The 17549-nt window shown below is 34.4% G+C and carries 14 protein-coding genes and 1 riboswitch; of the genes, 1 reads left to right on the forward strand and 13 read right to left on the reverse strand.

The annotated features are described in order from the left end of the window. Nucleotides 1-6: 6 nt before the first annotated feature. The 7 genes from mgtE to mltG all read right to left on the reverse strand — a co-directional run bounded on the left by mgtE (nt 7) and on the right by mltG (nt 9559). Nucleotides 7-1398 (reverse strand): magnesium transporter, encoded by a 1392-nt coding sequence (gene mgtE, locus P3R27_RS07085; RefSeq protein WP_034688479.1) that lies wholly within the window; start codon nt 1396-1398, stop codon nt 7-9. A gap of 144 nt (nt 1399-1542) precedes the next feature. Next, nucleotides 1543-1718, reverse strand: a riboswitch (M-box (ykoK) riboswitch). A gap of 84 nt (nt 1719-1802) precedes the next feature. Further along, on the reverse strand, nt 1803-4871 hold the full coding sequence (locus P3R27_RS07090) for an N-acetylmuramoyl-L-alanine amidase (protein WP_271524572.1): 3069 nt from the start codon (nt 4869-4871) through the stop codon (nt 1803-1805). Nucleotides 4872-5153: 282 nt separating this feature from the next. Next, nucleotides 5154-5786, reverse strand: coding sequence for a response regulator transcription factor (locus P3R27_RS07095; RefSeq protein WP_010735919.1), 633 nt, complete (start codon nt 5784-5786; stop codon nt 5154-5156). After that, nucleotides 5783-6856 carry a two-component system sensor histidine kinase LiaS gene (liaS, locus tag P3R27_RS07100; RefSeq protein WP_019723158.1) on the reverse strand — a complete coding sequence of 358 codons (1074 nt, stop codon included), beginning with the start codon at nt 6854-6856 and terminating at the stop codon, nt 5783-5785. Before liaS ends, P3R27_RS07095 begins: the two co-directional genes overlap by 4 nt. Continuing rightward, a complete protein-coding gene (gene liaF, locus P3R27_RS07105; protein ID WP_034688484.1) occupies nt 6853-7584 on the reverse strand; it encodes a cell wall-active antibiotics response protein LiaF in 732 nt (243 codons plus the stop codon). The genes liaS and liaF overlap by 4 nt, the downstream gene beginning before the upstream one ends. Nucleotides 7585-7764: 180 nt before the next feature. Then, nucleotides 7765-8244 carry a transcription elongation factor GreA gene (greA, locus tag P3R27_RS07110; RefSeq protein WP_010735922.1) on the reverse strand — a complete coding sequence of 160 codons (480 nt, stop codon included), beginning with the start codon at nt 8242-8244 and terminating at the stop codon, nt 7765-7767. Between the two features lie 139 nt (nt 8245-8383). Then, entirely contained in the window at nt 8384-9559 is a 1176-nt protein-coding gene (mltG, locus tag P3R27_RS07115; protein ID WP_034688486.1) for an endolytic transglycosylase MltG, read from the reverse strand. A gap of 216 nt (nt 9560-9775) precedes the next feature. Here mltG and P3R27_RS07120 point away from each other — a divergent pair, with 216 nt between their 5' ends. Beyond that, nucleotides 9776-10930 carry a serine hydrolase domain-containing protein gene (locus P3R27_RS07120; RefSeq protein ID WP_034688546.1) on the forward strand — a complete coding sequence of 385 codons (1155 nt, stop codon included), beginning with the start codon at nt 9776-9778 and terminating at the stop codon, nt 10928-10930. Between the two features lie 111 nt (nt 10931-11041). Here P3R27_RS07120 and P3R27_RS07125 read toward each other — a convergent pair whose 3' ends face one another. The 6 genes from P3R27_RS07125 to P3R27_RS07150 form a co-directional block, all read right to left on the reverse strand. Further along, the gene (locus P3R27_RS07125) at nt 11042-12001 is read right to left on the reverse strand and encodes an NAD-dependent epimerase/dehydratase family protein (protein ID WP_034688488.1); all 960 of its coding nucleotides are present in this window, start codon (nt 11999-12001) and stop codon (nt 11042-11044) included. A 151-nt stretch (nt 12002-12152) separates the two neighbouring features. Beyond that, nucleotides 12153-13577 carry a lipopolysaccharide biosynthesis protein gene (locus P3R27_RS07130; RefSeq protein WP_034688490.1) on the reverse strand — a complete coding sequence of 475 codons (1425 nt, stop codon included), beginning with the start codon at nt 13575-13577 and terminating at the stop codon, nt 12153-12155. A gap of 116 nt (nt 13578-13693) precedes the next feature. Continuing rightward, complete coding sequence (locus tag P3R27_RS07135) at nt 13694-14755, reverse strand: EpsG family protein (RefSeq protein ID WP_034688493.1); 1062 nt, start codon at nt 14753-14755, stop codon at nt 13694-13696. An 11-nt stretch (nt 14756-14766) separates the two neighbouring features. Continuing rightward, nucleotides 14767-15717, reverse strand: a complete 951-nt coding sequence (locus tag P3R27_RS07140; protein WP_034688495.1) for a hypothetical protein — start codon at nt 15715-15717, stop codon at nt 14767-14769. A gap of 17 nt (nt 15718-15734) precedes the next feature. Further along, on the reverse strand, nt 15735-16718 hold the full coding sequence (locus P3R27_RS07145; RefSeq protein ID WP_301356520.1) for a glycosyltransferase: 984 nt from the start codon (nt 16716-16718) through the stop codon (nt 15735-15737). A gap of 11 nt (nt 16719-16729) precedes the next feature. After that, on the reverse strand, nt 16730-17545 hold the full coding sequence (locus P3R27_RS07150) for a LicD family protein (RefSeq protein WP_034688499.1): 816 nt from the start codon (nt 17543-17545) through the stop codon (nt 16730-16732). Between the last annotated feature and the right edge of the window lie 4 nt (nt 17546-17549).

Below are 17549 nucleotides of genomic sequence, written 5' to 3' on the forward strand. Positions count from 1 at the left end.
TTATTCCTACAATAGGTAGCCTAAGAATACGTTAACTGAAATAAAGTAAATAAACAATCCAGCAATGTCTTTGATCGACGTAATGATTGGTGCAGATCCAGCAGCTTGATCAATATTCAATTTCAATAAGATAAAAGGAATCAAAAAACCAAGGGCGGCAGCTAAGGTCATTGCAAAGACTAGAGAGATCCCCACAGCTACACCTAACAATGGTATCCCTTGCCACACAGAAGCGACTATTCCAGATACGATCCCTACAACAATTCCTAAACTTAGCCCAATACCTGTTTCCTTCAAAAAGTGCTTGATAAATGTGTTGAGATCAATGTGTCCTAAAGATAATCCGCGAACAAAAACCGTCGATGATTGCGTCCCTACATTTCCACCCATATCCATGATCAACGGAATGAAAATAGCAACAGCAGCCACTGATTCTAACGTTTGTTCAAACTCATCGATTACTAGACCAGCTAACATCCCTGCAACCAATGTGATCGCTAAGAAAGGCAACCGGACTTTCCAGATTTGCCAAAGATTCCCGTTAATCAGTACTGTACTACGATCAGCTTCTACAGAGGCGACGTCTGCTAAACCAGCAGCATTGAACATATCCTCGGTCGTTTCTTGCTCTAAGACATCGATGGCGTCATCCACTGTAACAATACCTACTAATCGTGTTTCTTTATCCACGACGGGAATAGCGATCAAATCTAACTCTTGTAACAATCGTGCAGTTTCTTCCTGGTCTGTATCTGTGGTTACATAAGCGACGTGCTTGATCATGATTTCTTCAATCCGTTGATCACTCTCTGCAATGACTAGATCCTTTAATGATAGTACTCCTTCAATTTTTTTCGCCATATCTGTCACATACAAAATATAGATTGTTTCCATTTCTTTCGCTAATTTTCTGATTTTATGCAGTGCTTCTTCAACAGTCATTTCTTTTTTTATTGAAATAAATTCAGTCGTCATGATCCGTCCGGCCGTCTCATGTTCATAGCCCATCAATCGATTCGTCGTTGCTCGCTCTTCTTCAGAAAGCTCTGCCAATAGTTTTTTAGTCACACTTGCTGGTAGTTCGTAAAATAACCTTACCCGATCATCTGGGGCCATCTCATTCACAAATTCAATCACTCCATCATCCGTAAACGAACGAAGCAAATCTTGTTGGACAGACGGTTCAAATGTTTCAAAGATTTCGAGGGCTTTGTCTTTTGATAATAATCGAAAGACCAGTACTTGCTTATCTAAAGGTAGCCTAACAAATAGTTGGATCAATTCCACTTTTTCGATTGTTGCTAAATAGTTCTTCAATTCTTCAAGCTTTTTTTGCTCCAGATAATTAAGAATCTTCAATTGTGTTTCTAAGTTATTTGTATCATTTAATGTTCTCATCTCGTATTCTCCTTTGTTACATCGTTTTTTCGATATAAACTTGTTGGATAAATTCGTTTAGAAAAACAGGAAGTACATAAAAAAGACGGCTTCCAAAAGAAGCCGTCTCATAAGATCCCATCAAAATGGTATCAATGTTTACCTGAACGAACTTCTCGTCTGAGCTTTAGCACTAAAAGACGTAATTCTGGAAATATGATCCAGATAGCTACGTTAAGCACGCCTTAAGCCGACGTTGCCTGTTATACCCTGTGGCGTCTCTCGACGTTTAAGGGCAGTAGCCTGTGTTCTTTTAGGAGCCTCACCTAACAAGTTTTTATAATTAAACCCTACAGGTAAAATTGGTTTTTGTCAATAAAAGGATTAATATTTGATAAAAAATTGATAAAACAGAAATGATCACTTTACAATCTTTCTCCTGTCACTCCTTCTACAATCCCTTTAGCAATTTGATCCATGTTTCTACGAATATTTTCTACATCACGAGTATTGGTGATAAACCCTAGTTCCGCTAGTCGATAAGGGATACCACGAGAATGTAGTACATTCAAATTCAATAAATCACTTCTCAAGTTGATACCACCGGTATTTTGGACAGCGCCCCATAAACCTACATGTGTGCGGATCACATTAGCAATGGCATAATTTTGTGTCGTATACGAGTTGCCGTTACGATGCGCAATCACATGCCCACCAGTACTAATACCAATCGCTCCTGCATCTAAATGAAATTCTGTTACAGAAGAAAAACTACTACTAATTGTATACGCACCCTGCATTCTACGAGTATCTTGGAACATATCCGCATTTGTATCATAAAAGGTTATACGATTTGTTTTTAAGCGCCCTGCCCACTTTTGTAAATATGGCATAAGTTCATTTCTTGTAAAGTCTCGCTCGTTGATACCGTTATACGAAGCCCCTGGATCTCCTGCACCATGTCCCATTACAAATAGATGATTGATTGAGGTTTGGTAAGGGTTTGACGTAGGTCCTGGCGCTGGTGCTCCTTTTTTAACTAGTACAACTTGGATAGCTTCCATTTGTAATGCTACATTGGACGTCCCAGCGTTTTGACCGTTTCTGGCCCAATCTAACCATCCGAGTTGCGCAGAATGAACTCTATAATAGACATCATAATGTTGACTTAATTGACCAGTTAATCTCACCCTTATCGCTTCAGCTCGTAATTTTCTACCCTCTGTTCCCGAAAGAGCATTATTATTCACATAGTTTTGCCAGCCAATCGATTGGACGTGTGTACTATATTCTATTGTTCCTGGAATAGGTGTGCTAGAGATATTCATTCGTAATGCTTCTAATCTAAAACCACGTCCCACTGTTCCCGCAGTTGCACCATTCATTTGATAACCTTGCCAGCCAATCGATTGACTATGCGTTTGGTAATTAACATTAGGATTTTGTATTGTATCCTTATCATAAAATGCAGTACTAGCTGCTGGTCCAGATTGTCCTTTGGCTACCAGCCTTACTTCCATAGCTTCCATCTGATAACCAAATCCTACACTTCCTGCATTGCCATTATTTTTTGTCCAACCTAACCAACCAAAATAAGCTGAGTGCACACGATAATAAACATCATAGTGTTCTGCTAACTGACCAGTTAAACGTATTCGAATTGCTTCTGTTCGAAGTTTACGATCTGTTGTTCCGGAAATCGCATCATCTCGCACATAATTTTGCCAACCAATAGAACGCACATGACTAGAATATTCAATGGAGCCAGGGATTGGTGTATCTGAAACATTTATTTTTACAGCCTCTAATCTTAATCCACGATTCAGCGTTCCAGCAGTTGAACCATTTGACTGATAGGATTGCCACCCGACTGACTGACTGTGCGTCTGGTAATTGACATTAGGATTAGAGAGTTTATCTTTATCATAGAAAGCTGTGCTCTGAGTTGGGGCAACTTCTCCTTTTTTGACTAGTTGGATCTGGATAGCTTCCATTTGGTAACCAAATCCTGAACTACCTGCATCTTCGCCATCTTTTGCCCAACCTAACCAACCAAAATAAGCTGAGTGCACACGATAATAGACGCTATATTGTTCACTTATCTCTCCAGTCAAGCGAATCCTAATTGCTTCTGTTCGTAAAGAAAGATCTGTTGTTCCTGATGTAGCACCATTTTTCACATAATTTTGCCAGCCAATCGTTCGTACATGACTACTATATTCAATATCACCATTTAATGAATTATTTGGTAATTGGATTTTAATGGCTTCGATTCTTTTACCTTGACCAATCGTACCTGCAGTAGCACCATCAGCTACGGTACTTTGCCAACCGTAAGTTTGCACGTGTGTTTGATAACTGACGGATGGTTTAGCAACTGCTGCACGATTGCTCACCGTTTGTTCTTGGCGATTCGCTTGGGTTATTGAATCATTGTTATTTTTTTCTACTTGGATGTTGAACTTTCCTAATGCTCTCTCGCCATCTTTTAATAAGACTTCTGTTTCACCTATTGCTTTTGCTGTCACCAGACCCTTTTCATCCACATCAACAATATTTTTGTCTACTGATACCCAATTTGGATTAATAATCTCAGCATTTTCTGGAACGAGCGAATACTCAAGTTGTTTAGTTTCGCCTTGGACCATTTCTATTTTTTCTTCTTTTGGAATAATTGATTCAACGCTATTTTGTTCTAAAAATTTTACGTCCACAGTGATATCTAGTGAGCGATTAGATGTTTCTTCTAAAATTGCTTTTTGTGAAAACTCTACTTGGTAACTATAATTTAGTGCCGAAGGTTCCACAGTAGTAAAAACGGATCCATTGTATTCCCAATTAGTTGAGTTAATATCGATCTTATTTAATTCCGGTTTTAGATTGTCTTGATTGATCACCCATTCACGATCATCTTTTGATGCTTCTGCATTGATCAATTGTTCTTTCCCGTTAAAATAAGTCAAATGATCATTCATCGATAAATCAATTGTTGGCAGTTTATTTTTAGAAATATCAAGGTATGTTAACTCTGAAAGAGCCGAGACATCTACTTGTTCTAACTCATTATTTTGAACTTCCAGTTTTTTTAACTGTTTAAAATATTCGATACCATCCAATGATTGGATATTTCTACCACTAAGATCCAACTCAGTTGTAGCTAACAATTCATCGGATAATACGTTGCTATGATTCTCCTCCATCATTTCAATCAATACTTGACGGAAATTTTGATCTGGGAAATGAACTTCATCAACAGAAATATCTTTAGATGAATTTTCTGCAAAGTTTTCTGTTGTTCCTGTGGTCTCCTCTGTGGGATTAGTACTTTCTATCAAAGGGGTATTAGATGATGTTGCTGTAGTGTCGTTTGTTTGCGAAGTACTTTCTTGTGACGTATTTATTCTATCGTTTATCGATACTGCGTAGACACTTGGCGTGATCGAGCCTGACAGTAATAAGAAACTTAATAACATGCCTATCCATTTTTTTCTCATGACATTCTCCTTTATTTTTTAAATCGAACTTATATTGTCCTATAATATATTAAACTATAAAAAGACCCAAATGAAAAGAACATGATAACAAAGAATTCAAAATAACAAACAATGTAATTTGTAATTAGCAAACACAAATAAATCCAAAGCAAAAGCAATAAACTTTTTGCTTTGGATCAGGGTACTGTTTTCCCTTTTCAATGTGAAATCAAGGATAATTTATGTCCCATTTATACTTAGTAAAAATGTGCTTACTGTTTAGATGATAAGTCACATGTCTACTTACTTTACTAATCCATGCTTGAATGCGTATATGGCAGCTTGCGTACGATCTTCCACTTCTAATTTTGCTAAAATATTAGAAACATGTGTTTTGACTGTTTTCAAAGTAATAAATAATTCGTCTGCGATTTCTTGATTGCTCTTTCCTTCAGAGATCAACATAAGAATCTCATTCTCACGATTCGTTAAATCATCGTGCAAGATTGGCTCATTACGTCGACTCATCTTTTCCATCATTTTCGAGGTTACTTCAGGTTCAAGCACACGTTCACCCCTTTGAGTCGCGCGGATCGCATCGGCGATTTCATGGGCTGTCGATGTTTTAAGTAAGTAGCCTGTTGCGCCAGCTTCAATAGCCGGATATACTTTCTCATCATCAATAAAACTCGTGACAATAATGATTTTTGCTTCTGGCCAATCTTTGAGGATTGCTTTTGTAGATTCGATCCCGTCCATTTCTTCCATGACTAAATCCATTAGAATCACGTCCGGACGAAGTTCCATGGCTTTTTCGTAGCCTTTTCGCCCATCTTCTGCTTCTCCGATTACTTCAATATCTTCTTGGATCGACAAATAGGAAGAAACCCCTAAACGTACCATTTCATGATCATCGACTAGTAATACTTTTATCATTTTTCCGCCTCCTTTATTAAAGGAACTTTAATTTCTACACTTGTCCCTTGTCCTTTGAAACTAATGATTTTTACTGTCCCACCAATACCTGCTACACGTTCTCTGATATTATTTAGGCCGTAGCTACCGGTTTTTGTTTCATTCATATTGAAGCCAGTACCGTCATCGATCACTCGTAATAAAAGATTATTATCGATTTTATGCAGATACACTTCTAATTCATTTGCTTTTGCATGGCGCAACGTATTTGAAAGTAGTTCTTGAACGATCCGAAAGAGATGATCTTCAATCGAATCAGACAAAGTAATATCTTCAATATCCCATTTCAATGCAATTTGTATCTTGTTTTTTAATTCTTTTAATAATTGCTCAATCCCTTGTTTCAAACTTTTTTCTTCAAGGTTGACTGGTCGCAAATGTAGTAGCAATGCACGCATTTCAGATTGTGAAGCATTGATGATATCTGCTACCATCCTTAGTTGTTTACGAAACATTTCAGGCGTATCACTTTTTTCTGCTTGTTCCGTCAGAGCAGACATCATCATCATCGCTGCAAATAATTGCTGGGAAACTGAATCATGTAGCTCACGCGCTAAACGATGTCTTTCTAATTCTAAGATTTCTTCTTTTGTTTGTCCATCAACATATTGAGGTCGACTCGTCAGTATTTGGAGTTCACTTGATACTTCGATCATTTTTTCTTTGATTTTAGTGATTTCTTTTTCAATTTCTTTAACATATATATCGTCAGATGCACTTGGTAAGGAATCATTTAACACTTTTGCTTCATAGTTACCGGAAGAAATTGCCCGCAACTGTTCTTCGATTTTCCCATAACGTGCTTTTTGTAAAAGAGACACAATCAAAAAAACAATTAAACCGACACCTGACGAAATTGCTAGTAAGTGAAAGATCAATGGCACGTATAAAATTCTGGCACTTAATAAAGTACGCCAAAAATGAGTTTGATTACTTGCGTAAAAATAAGTAAAAAAAGAAAATAAAATGACGATAAATGAGGCGATCGAAGCATAAATAGCTAGCATCGGTCGAGAAAGTTTCTCTATCATGCTCGAATCACCTCAATATCCCCAAGTAATGTGTTCGTAATGATTTTTAAACGACGTGGATTTTCATCGTAATCGTTACTATAGATTTTAATCGACTCGTTCTTCAATGCAAATTGTTCTTCTTCAAATTGTACATTTCCTACTAACGTTGCATGTTCGAGACTGATGGCAATCCCTAAAGGAACTAAGATGCGTGTCCGACCGATTCCTTTTCTGACGATAACGATATTATCGTCTTTAGGTAACAAGGTGTTCCCTAAATCGATGATCGTATCTCCTGAAAGTAGAGCGATATTGATATCATCCCATTCATACACATCATTACCAATTCGCTGGTTACCGAATAATTGTTGTTTTTTTCGTTCATTATTGTGGGCCTTCACTTGCTCTGTTTGAACCATAATGATTTGTTTTTTTCGCCAAAAAGCATTTTTTGTTAGATCGATTCCAGAAATCTCTACACCTTTAAGACCAATGAACAAGACAGCAAAGACTGTCATTACCCATAGCGCAGGACTATTGATCAAACTGAAAAAAATAACTAGTCCGCCTAGTACAAATTGAAAATTCTGAAATCCCGATCTCGGTGATTTTCGCAATGCAAGATAGATATTAAAAATACCAAACAAAACTAACAGTAATAATTCAACATTATTTACGATTTGCCAAACGGCAAAGATCAATAGTAAGGCTTCTACTACTATAAAAAAGCGCCAAGAGCTATTCATCGCTATTCTCCTTTCCTTTTCATTCTCTTTTTTATCATACCTATTTTTGTTTCGAGATGCTATAGGACTTTAGATGTAACTATCGCTTTCTACAGCAAAAGGCCTGGGACTTTGTGTCATGGTCCCAGACCTTTTTGTATAGACAAACCAATAATTGATTATCTGTGTCTAAATGTCAACTTATGCTTGCGCGACCTTGACGATTTTTACTTGCATATCGCCACCAGGTGTTGAAATCGTTACTTCATCATTTTTATATTTGCCGATCAAGGCTTGTGCAATCGGTGAATCATTTGAGATTTTTCCTGAGAAAGGATCTGCCTCAGCACTTCCCACGATCGTATACTCTTCTTCTTCACCATCTGGTAACTCAATGAACGTCACTGTTTTACCAATAGATACTTCATCCGAATCAACGCCATCATTGTCAATGATCTGTGCAAAACGGATCATATTCTCGATTGTCGTGATACGTCCTTCTACGAAAGCTTGTTCATCTTTAGCTGCTTCATATTCTGAGTTCTCAGATAAATCACCAAAGCCACGGGCGATTTTGATACGTTCAATGATTTCTCCCCGTTTAACTGTTTTTAATTCTTCTAATTCTTGCTCTAATTTCGCTTTTCCTTCAAGCGTCATAGGATATACTTTTTCTACCATGTATAACTCTTCTCCTTTTTCTATGGAATACCGCAAAAGGTAATCTTTTACGGACTACAGTCCAAAAAAGATTACCATGCTTTTTCTAAAATGTAAATGTTTTTCTAAAAATAAATAAAGTTACAGACAACGCTAAATTTTAATTGTTTACGTATTTTTGTACTAATTCCATATGCTCTTCATATGTTTTTGCAAAATAAACCTCACCTGTAGGGATATCTGCAACAAAATAATAATAATCATTATCTGCTGGTTGAACCACAGCTTGGATAGCTGCTTCACTCGGGCTATTGAACGGTCCTGGACCGTATCCTTTATTTGTATAAAGATTATATGGTGAATCGACTGCCGTATCTTCATAAGAGACAAATTCTTTGTGCTCACCTAACGCATATAAAATAGAAATATCTGATTGTAAAGGCATCCCTATATCAATCCGATTATAGAAAACTCTGGCAATATTTTTACGATCTGATTCAGATACCCCTTCTTTTTCAATCAATGAAGCAAGTGTCATGATTTCTTGAACCGTATGATTTTGCTGCTTGATCGTAGAGAAGTATGGTTGTAACACGGTATTCGTTTTATCGACCATCTGAATGATCAAATCTTTGAGTGACATATCTTTATAGTAATCATAAGTCGCTGGGAATAAGTAACCTTCTAAGCGATACTTCGTGTTTTCTGCCTTAGCTGCACTTTCTAATAAATCAGGAAATTTTTGAGTCAACTCCGTGAAAAAGGCTTCGTTTTTTAGTAGATCTAAAAATTCCTGCTTATCTTTCCCAGTGATTTTTGCTACTCGTTCTGCAATCTGCTCTGCATCAAATCCCTCTGGTATCGTGATTTTTCCATCTGCTACTTCCGTTGGTTCTGAGGTTCCGCCTTCTTGAAGCTGTTTACCGATTTCGTCTAACGTCATGTTAGGGGCTAATTGGTAGAAGCCAGCCTGAAAGCCGGTCATATTTTTAAATTTTGTATAATAATTAAATACAATACCGCTCTTAATAATATGGTCTTGTTCTAAAATCTCTCCGATTTGCTTATTTGAAGAGCCACTAGGGATTTCGATTGAAACCAATTGTTCATTCTCTGGGTCTAAAGGTTTTAAGCCACTATCGATATAGCGATAGACGGTAAAACCAAATACACATCCAATAATTAGCAACGTAAGCGCAATCACTAAAATAATTTTTCCTACGATTTTATCTTCTTTTTTTCGTAGGTCTTTTCGTTTACTGACTACATCTGTCGAATCAGTTGCATTCTTTCGTCGTCGTTTCTTTTCATCTGGATGTTGTTTGTTTTCTGACAAAACAACTCCTCCTTACTATCAACTTCATAACTTTATTCATTATACATGAAATTCAGGCAGAGGTGAATTATTTTTAACAATTCTTATGTCAAAATTGTAAGTAGTAAATCGATTATCTTCGGCTTAAAATAGAAAATAAAATGATTCTTATTTACTAAATAACAATAATCTGCTCATTTTAATCACTAAGCTCTTAGACAGGAAGGATTGATGTACATGAACAAAAAGAAACATTTAAGAAGAAAACATGCTTCCCATTTTTCTTTCTCTCAAAAAATCTGCTTATTCATTTTAGTCGTCACTATTGGAATTATCACTTGGTCTACCTATGAAATGGCCCAGTCAAGAGTATCCGCCTCGATTCAAGTGGCAAACGATTCCCTCGATTTGACCAAAGATGAACAGGTCCTTGCCGATCAAATCGACCATTTGTTACAAAAAAATGATTATGTCGGATCTGTCTTTATTCGCAAAAACAATCGAATGATCCTTGAAAAGGGCTACGGATACGCTAACGAAGAAGCACAGCAACCAAATACTCCATCTTTGTATTATCAAATCGGTTCGATCCAAAAAGCAATGACTGCACTACTGATTCTAAAACAAGTTGATATAGGGAAACTTTCTTTAGATACAAAACTGGCTAAATTTTATCCCCAAATCAATGGTAGCAATAAAATCACGATCAAAGATTTATTATATATGCGATCAGGATTGAAAAAAACAGCTTCTCCGACCGTACCGATGAATGATCAAGAGGTGATCCAGTTTGCCCTAGACCATCTCGAATATACCAATGATCAAAGTTACAAATATGAACCATTGAATTTCACATTACTAACAGGTATTTTAATGAAATTGACCCGTCAGCTATACGAAAAGCTGGTGTATGACCAAATCATCACTCCCTTACAATTAAAACAGACGACCTTCTATGACCAAGTCAAAAACACTTCAGAACACGCAGTCTCTTATCAAATGAGTCCAGACGATGATTATCATCAAGCTTTGACTGAATCTGAAACAGATATACGTAATGAATTAGGAACTGGAAATATCAGTATGTCCGTCTATGACTTGAATGAATTTTTTACAAAAGTATTAAAAGGGCAATTGATTCCAAAAGATTTACTTTTTTCTCTTTGGGGAAAGAATTTGAGTGGGCGTCCATATAATGGTGGGGTCTACAGTGGAAGAGATACAATATTTGCTCAAGGAAACATCAATCGTTTCCATGCGGTATTAGCAATGAAAAAAGATACCTCTGATGCAGTTGTGCTAGAAAGTAATATCCAAGCTGACAAAAAATATAAAACAACTGCCACCGATCTTAGAGATCAGATTTATAAATTGATGGGAAATGATGAATAAGCAATGTGTTGACCTGTCATCTGTGATAATTGAATAAGAATGAAGAAAACCTTGTATAAGCAATTTTGCTTGATACAAGGTTTACTCAGTTGTTACCTAGATATAGAAACTTTATGATTTTGTCGTATTTATTTCTGTTGCTAAATATTTTCTCATGCCATCAAGTATGCTATGTTTGGGTTGGTAACCCAGGGTTGAAAGCTTAGTGATATCAGCTAAAGAGTCGTGGATATCTCCTGCTCTCTCCTCTTGATAATCTAACAGTAATTCAACTTCAAGAATCTGATTGATTGTCTGGATCAAATCAAGTAAAGTTGTACTGTTTCCCGTTCCAACATTGAATTGTTGCCCTAATGCTTTTTTTTCTTTGGAAACAAGTAATAAAGCTTGCACAACATCTTCGACATAGACAAAATCTCTTGATTGACTGCCGTCTCCGAATAAAGTAAATGACGCTTTTTCACCAGCAAGTTGCTTTTTATAGCGATCCACTAGAATCGAGATCACACCACTATATGGCGAATTTGGATTTTGATTTGGACCGTATACGTTGAAGAAACGTACCGCAGTTCCTGGCACATCATACAAGTGACAATAATCAAGTACATATTGTTCAGCGGCAAATTTATCAATAGCATAAGGCGTCAACGGTCGAATAACTGACTCTTCTTTTTTAGGGAGTGTTGGTTCATCTCCATAAACAGCTGCAGAAGAGCTAAATACAATACGCTTTAATTTTGGCTGATACTTACGAATCAACTCAAGTAACATCAAGACACTATCAAAATTCACTCGATGAGTTTCCAATGGCCGTTCAACAGAATCAGCAACACTAGCTATAGCAGCTAAATGAAAGATATAGTCAAAACGGTGAGATTGCAAAATCTTTTCCATTTTTTGCTTATCACTGACATCACCTTCAATAAAAGTGATTTTTTTTGTTTGATCTAAATTCTCTCTATTCCCCATTGATAAATCATCAATAACTACAATATCGTTATGATCTCCTAGATGATTTGCCAATGTTGAACCGATAAACCCGGCTCCACCGGTAATTAATATTTTATCCACTTTATTCACTCCAATTATTTATTAAAAAATATAAACCTATTTTACCATGATAAGATATTGAACACTATGCAGTGTAATCGAAAACGTCTCGTAGAAAATAAAATATTTTTTACGAGACGTTTTTATGAATGATTTTATACAGAAATTTAGATTAACGTTCTTTTAGTAAGATACGAAAATCTTTATAGCTAGCAATAATTGATCGATGTATAAAAGCAAGATATACAATATAAATAACGACGTATACAACCATGCTTGTAAAAGATGCATTGAATAGTACGTTACTTAAAATAAATAGCACAGTTAATAATGTTTCAATAACATGCTTCCAACCTATTGTTAATCGCAAATCTTTGTATAAGAAAAATTCAGCCAGATTACAACGTAGGGACAAACTAATCAAAATGAGTAAAACAGTCAAATCTAAATTTCCAACAATGAAAATCACAAACAAAGACGCAAGTAATGTTACTCCTAACGTAATGATATTAACAAATAAAATCGTTTTTTCTTTTCTCAAAGTTTTTAGATACGTATTGATTAGTAATGACATTCTTCCTTCATAAATGACAATTGGGAATAAAATCCCCATAAACCTTAGACTTTCTGCATATTCAGGTAACCATAAACTTAAAATGATTTTTGCAGGAATATAAAATATTAATAATCCATACGTTAATGGGACAAACAATCCTCTAAGAATTCGAAACAATTCAGGCAATCTCTCTTTATTCGTCCTTCTTAATAAAGGAAACATCACAATGCCAATGGCATTGATGAACGTCAAAAACATATTTGAAAGGCTTAGTGTGAATGATAACTTACCAAATGTTTCGATTGTCCATTTTTGTTGCACAAAAAAACGGATTGTTCCAATAATCAGCATACTTGCAATATTACTAATCATCAATTTGCTGCCAATATTGATATTATCTAGTATTTCTGGGAATAAAACTCGCAAATTGATTAGTTTGACATTTAACATATCTTTAATCAAAGACATTCCCCATAATGTTACCAACAATTTAGAAAGGATATCTAATAAAATCAACCAGAAGAAATTTCTACCACCTAAAGAAAAGTAAATAGCAATAAATAAAACATATAGATATCGATCATTTCTTGAAAGTTGTGCATACTCTTTGATTCGATTCGTCGATTGGAAAATATATAAAACAAATGTTTTGATAATTGTCACAACTGACACTATTGCTGTTAAGATGAGTATGACTGATTGCTCAGAATGAGGAAGAAACAACCAGGCCCATATAGCTACAAAAAAAGATAAGAATAGTTCAAAGATCATTAGATACCAAAACTGTGTACCCAAATCTCGTTTATTCAACTGATCATATTCTTCTCCGCCAATTTTTAAGTAGATGCCATCAATCCAACCAAAATGTAGAAAACCTACATAAGACGAATAAAAAACATAAAGTTGCCAATAGCTATATTCAGTAACACCTAAAAGTTTTGGCACAAATAGATTTAATAGCACTGATATTCCTAAAGTAGCAAAATTTGCAGCTACAGTATAGTATAAATTTTTCATTACGTTTCTTGCTTTATCATTCATCATTAATACCTACTTTGTCATACTATTTAATAAAACCATCTTATATATAGTGCTTGTGCCTCTATATTTCTTCCAAATTAACCTTAGTAGTATTTAAGCTAAGCTATTAAATACTATTAATTAAAGAATATCGTATTGTATGGTACATATGAATTATATGCTCCAGAAACAATAAAAATCAAAATAAATATACAGAAGCTGAACAAAATAAAAGTTATCAAGAATAGAAATTTATTTTTAAAAAGTTTCTCCAGTACAATGGGTACGATAAAAATTTCTACTGTTGAAAATATTGTACTGATTCTTCCACCAATTGTTGCTAAAGGTCCAAAACACACTAACAGAATCGTCGATAAGCAATATAAAGACAATATTATATTAAAGTTTTCTGTAAAAACTGTATTATTGTTTTTTACGAAAATAGTTGCGCCAATCAATATGACTAATTGCATTATGAATACCGGATTAAAAATCCAACTACCTTGTGCATAGTACCCAGATAAATAACCATAGTAACGATCTGGAATCATAAACCTAAATAAATTTGGGAAAAAGAAAATGATTCCTACAAATGCGCTAGATGAAATCAGAAATATTTCTTTAGGGACGTTGATCTCTTTAACAATCTGTACGAAAAGATACGCAGGAATAATAAAAATAGAAACAATATGAAATAATGAACCTACTAACGAAAGTAGAATAATATTTCTTAAATTTCTTTTTTTGAACGCTGGTAAAGCCAATAAGAATATGATAGCCACAATAGAAGATCTTATTTGCCCCATATCACGTACTAGAAAAAATCTAGAGTAGTAATAGAGTAGTGCGATTGATGGAACTGGAAAATAATTATTAAGTGCATAAGCGAGCAATAGCATGCTTATTATAGAAAATAATAAGATAAAAGTTGAAAAATTCATTCCTAGCTCACGTACGATATAATTTAATAAAAGATATCCAGGTTCTGCATCAATACTACCATCGAATATTTTATCCCAATTAATTAACCTATCAAAAAAATTGTTATAGGAAGAAAAATCATATCCCGTAGAAAATCTAAAACCTGCTAAACACGTTAAAAATACGATACCAGCATAAAAAAATATTTTTTTTCTAGTAAAATATTCCAAAACTGACAATACCGCTAGCAGTGCGAATGTTCCTACATAAATGTACAATGCTGTTCTCCTTATATATAGATTATTTTAATGAGATTAGTTAAAGCTTTTGCAATCTCTAATTGTTCTCTATACCATTTTTTTGTCGTATTTTTCTTGAAACAAACAATTAAAATCTCATCTGGTTTAAACGACACAGGCTCAATAATATGATTTAAATTTGAATAAATATTTGTATTATCACGCTTGGAAATTTTATTTTTATCAATGGTATTATTTTCTTCTAAAATCAAGAATTTATTTTCAGATGTGCCATTCAATAGTGAATTGATAATATTTAGTTTTTCTTCTACTGTTGATAAGTCTAAGGAATTGATATCAATCGCTTGAACATCATTTCCCAGTGTGAATTTTTGCGTGATAACTTTGGTTCTGTACTCTTTCCAACTTACTAAAAGAGTTCCTAGCCCCAATGTAATAACTATCATTACTAATACTAACAAAATGATTTTTTTTGTACTGATTCCTTCACTCACTTGTGCTGGCAATGTTTTATTAAATTGGATATCTTTGTTGATATAATAGAACGTTTTATTATCAAAAAATGGTAACTCATTATTAGTCATTTCCTTTTGCAATAATTCAGATATTTGTTTTTGTTCTTGCTCTGGGACATCATCTGTAAACTGAACATCAATCGTATTTTGGATATCATTGTATCCTACACTTAGTTTTTCAAGTGTCTCATCTGAAAATTGATTTTTTTCCTGTAAACTAGTTAAAAATACTTGTTTTACAGCCCCTGAAGCAGTCATGATGTTACCTTGACTATTTTCTAAAATAAATGAGAATAGTGGACGATTTATTTGATTATTATTTTCAATCTTACTTTGAGAATAATTTGAATAGAAGAATAACCCACCTACAAGAAGTAAACTTACTATAAATGAAACAACATATACTTTTAAATGATCTCTAAAAAAAGAATATATATCTTTAGGCGACAGACTATTATTGGACATGTATTTTCCTCCATTTATTACCGGTATTTTTTATTCACTCTGCTTTTTGTAAAGTATAAGATATCAGCTAGAAAAGAATGCAAAACTGTATAAGAGTTCCAAGATGTCAATACAGCCATTGGTTTATCTTCTTCGATAATCTTTAATCTTGTTTCTAGTTCCTTTAATAAAGCTTTCAATGTTTTTATTTTATACTCTCTATTTGGCACATCAACTCGTTGAACAAAATTCAAATTTGATTCTGTTAGAATTTTTAATAACTCCAGTTTTCCTAACCGTATATTTTTCTTAGTTTCTGCAGTTTTTTCTGTTTCTTCATTTTCAATCTGCATGGCACTACTTCCATGTTTTCGCCATAATCCTGTTTTTTCATCTAGTAGATACAACTTGTCTGTTAAAACACCTGTAGACCACATCGCCATATCATGAACTGGATAAAGTGATGTTTCGAGGAACTCATCGAAAGTCGGAATAAAGTCTTTTTGAAAAGCATAAACCCATCCTGGTCGATTTAAAAATACATTTTTTTTAGAAAAACAAATATGATCATTTGGTTGTTTTGTCGGTATCTTTCTCTTTTCACATGGATAAGAGACACCATTTTCTTCAAGTAGCTCATCATAATTAGAAACTAGTACTTTTATATTTTCCGGGTCGGACATTATCTTTTCAGACATATGTTTGATTTTGTGCGGGTACCAAATATCATCCTGGTCACTAAAAAAAATCACATCCCCCTTTGCTTGGTGAATCAAGCGGATGAAATTTTCTCTCCAACCGATATTTACCTCATTGATCAACAACTGCCATCCAGATAATTGGTGTTCTTCTATAAAATTAGTTACGATCTCAACCGTGCGATCGGTTGAACCATCATCACATAATAATACTTCATCAGGCATACGTTCTTGATTTTTGATTGATTCTAATTGTTCAATGATATTTTTTTCACCATTATAAGTCGGCATAATCACTGAAACTGTAAAAGATTTATCTCTCATATTTACATTACCTACTTTTCTTTCTTATGTCTTTTTATTTTATAGTGATCTCCTTTTTGCTTTTCTAAAGGTGGCAATTGCATGTAATCTCCATATAAACTCTCTAAATAAACTTTGTAATTTTTTGGAATCGATAACTTCGCGTCTTCAAACTCTACATAGATAGCTTCAGAAAAAGTACTAGATGGTAAGAATTCTCTCACTCCATAAATAGTTGATACACTTACTCCTTTTAAACTAGAATCAATCTGTCGCTCATTCGTAATTTTAGCGAGTTGATCCATCTTCCTAGCAAAGTGATTCGCACCCTTACGTTTAGCATACTTAGCAATCATTTTTTTGATAAAAATAAATTTTTCTTCTGGTTTAAACTTTTTCTTACTCTCTGCACCTCTAAAAACATCTAATAACTTCATTCTTTTTACTAAAAATTTTTGGCTAAAAGTTTTTTCTGGTACAGAATCAATCGGAAAAATATCTAAAAATAATCCATGCTGAGCAACTCGATAATCATCATCGATATACGTTCGTGTATCGTTTATTTTTGTAAAAGCATATTCCCATTTATTATCGATTTCTAAAGCTTTTAATTCTAGAAAATCTGGCAATTTATGTGCTAAGCTGATAAGTTTATTGTAATCTTTTCTTGGCATAATGATGTCTGCATCATCATCCCATGGAATAAAGCCTTTATGTCTAATGGCCCCTAGTAAGGTTCCTCCAGCTAAAAAATATGTCATATCGTGTTCTTGACAAAACTGATCAAAAAATTTTAATAAATCTAGCAAACCTTCATGGATTTCTTTTGTACTTAAATAATCAGACATTGTT

The sequence above is a fragment of the Enterococcus spodopteracolus genome, from assembly GCF_030441955.1.
In the GTDB taxonomy this organism is placed as follows: Bacteria; Bacillota; Bacilli; order Lactobacillales; family Enterococcaceae; genus Enterococcus_B; species Enterococcus_B spodopteracolus.

Coding starts and splice junctions, on each gene's coding strand:
- mgtE (WP_034688479.1), bottom strand. CDS start 1,398: ATGAGAACATTAAATGATACAAATAACTTAGAAACACAATTGAAGATT.
- P3R27_RS07090 (WP_271524572.1), bottom strand. CDS start 4,871: ATGAGAAAAAAATGGATAGGCATGTTATTAAGTTTCTTATTACTGTCA.
- P3R27_RS07095 (WP_010735919.1), bottom strand. CDS start 5,786: ATGATAAAAGTATTACTAGTCGATGATCATGAAATGGTACGTTTAGGG.
- liaS (WP_019723158.1), bottom strand. CDS start 6,856: ATGATAGAGAAACTTTCTCGACCGATGCTAGCTATTTATGCTTCGATC.
- liaF (WP_034688484.1), bottom strand. CDS start 7,584: ATGAATAGCTCTTGGCGCTTTTTTATAGTAGTAGAAGCCTTACTATTG.
- greA (WP_010735922.1), bottom strand. CDS start 8,244: ATGGTAGAAAAAGTATATCCTATGACGCTTGAAGGAAAAGCGAAATTA.
- P3R27_RS07120 (WP_034688546.1), top strand. CDS start 9,776: ATGAACAAAAAGAAACATTTAAGAAGAAAACATGCTTCCCATTTTTCT.
- P3R27_RS07130 (WP_034688490.1), bottom strand. CDS start 13,577: ATGAATGATAAAGCAAGAAACGTAATGAAAAATTTATACTATACTGTA.
- P3R27_RS07140 (WP_034688495.1), bottom strand. CDS start 15,717: ATGTCCAATAATAGTCTGTCGCCTAAAGATATATATTCTTTTTTTAGA.
- P3R27_RS07145 (WP_301356520.1), bottom strand. CDS start 16,718: ATGAGAGATAAATCTTTTACAGTTTCAGTGATTATGCCGACTTATAAT.
- P3R27_RS07150 (WP_034688499.1), bottom strand. CDS start 17,545: ATGTCTGATTATTTAAGTACAAAAGAAATCCATGAAGGTTTGCTAGAT.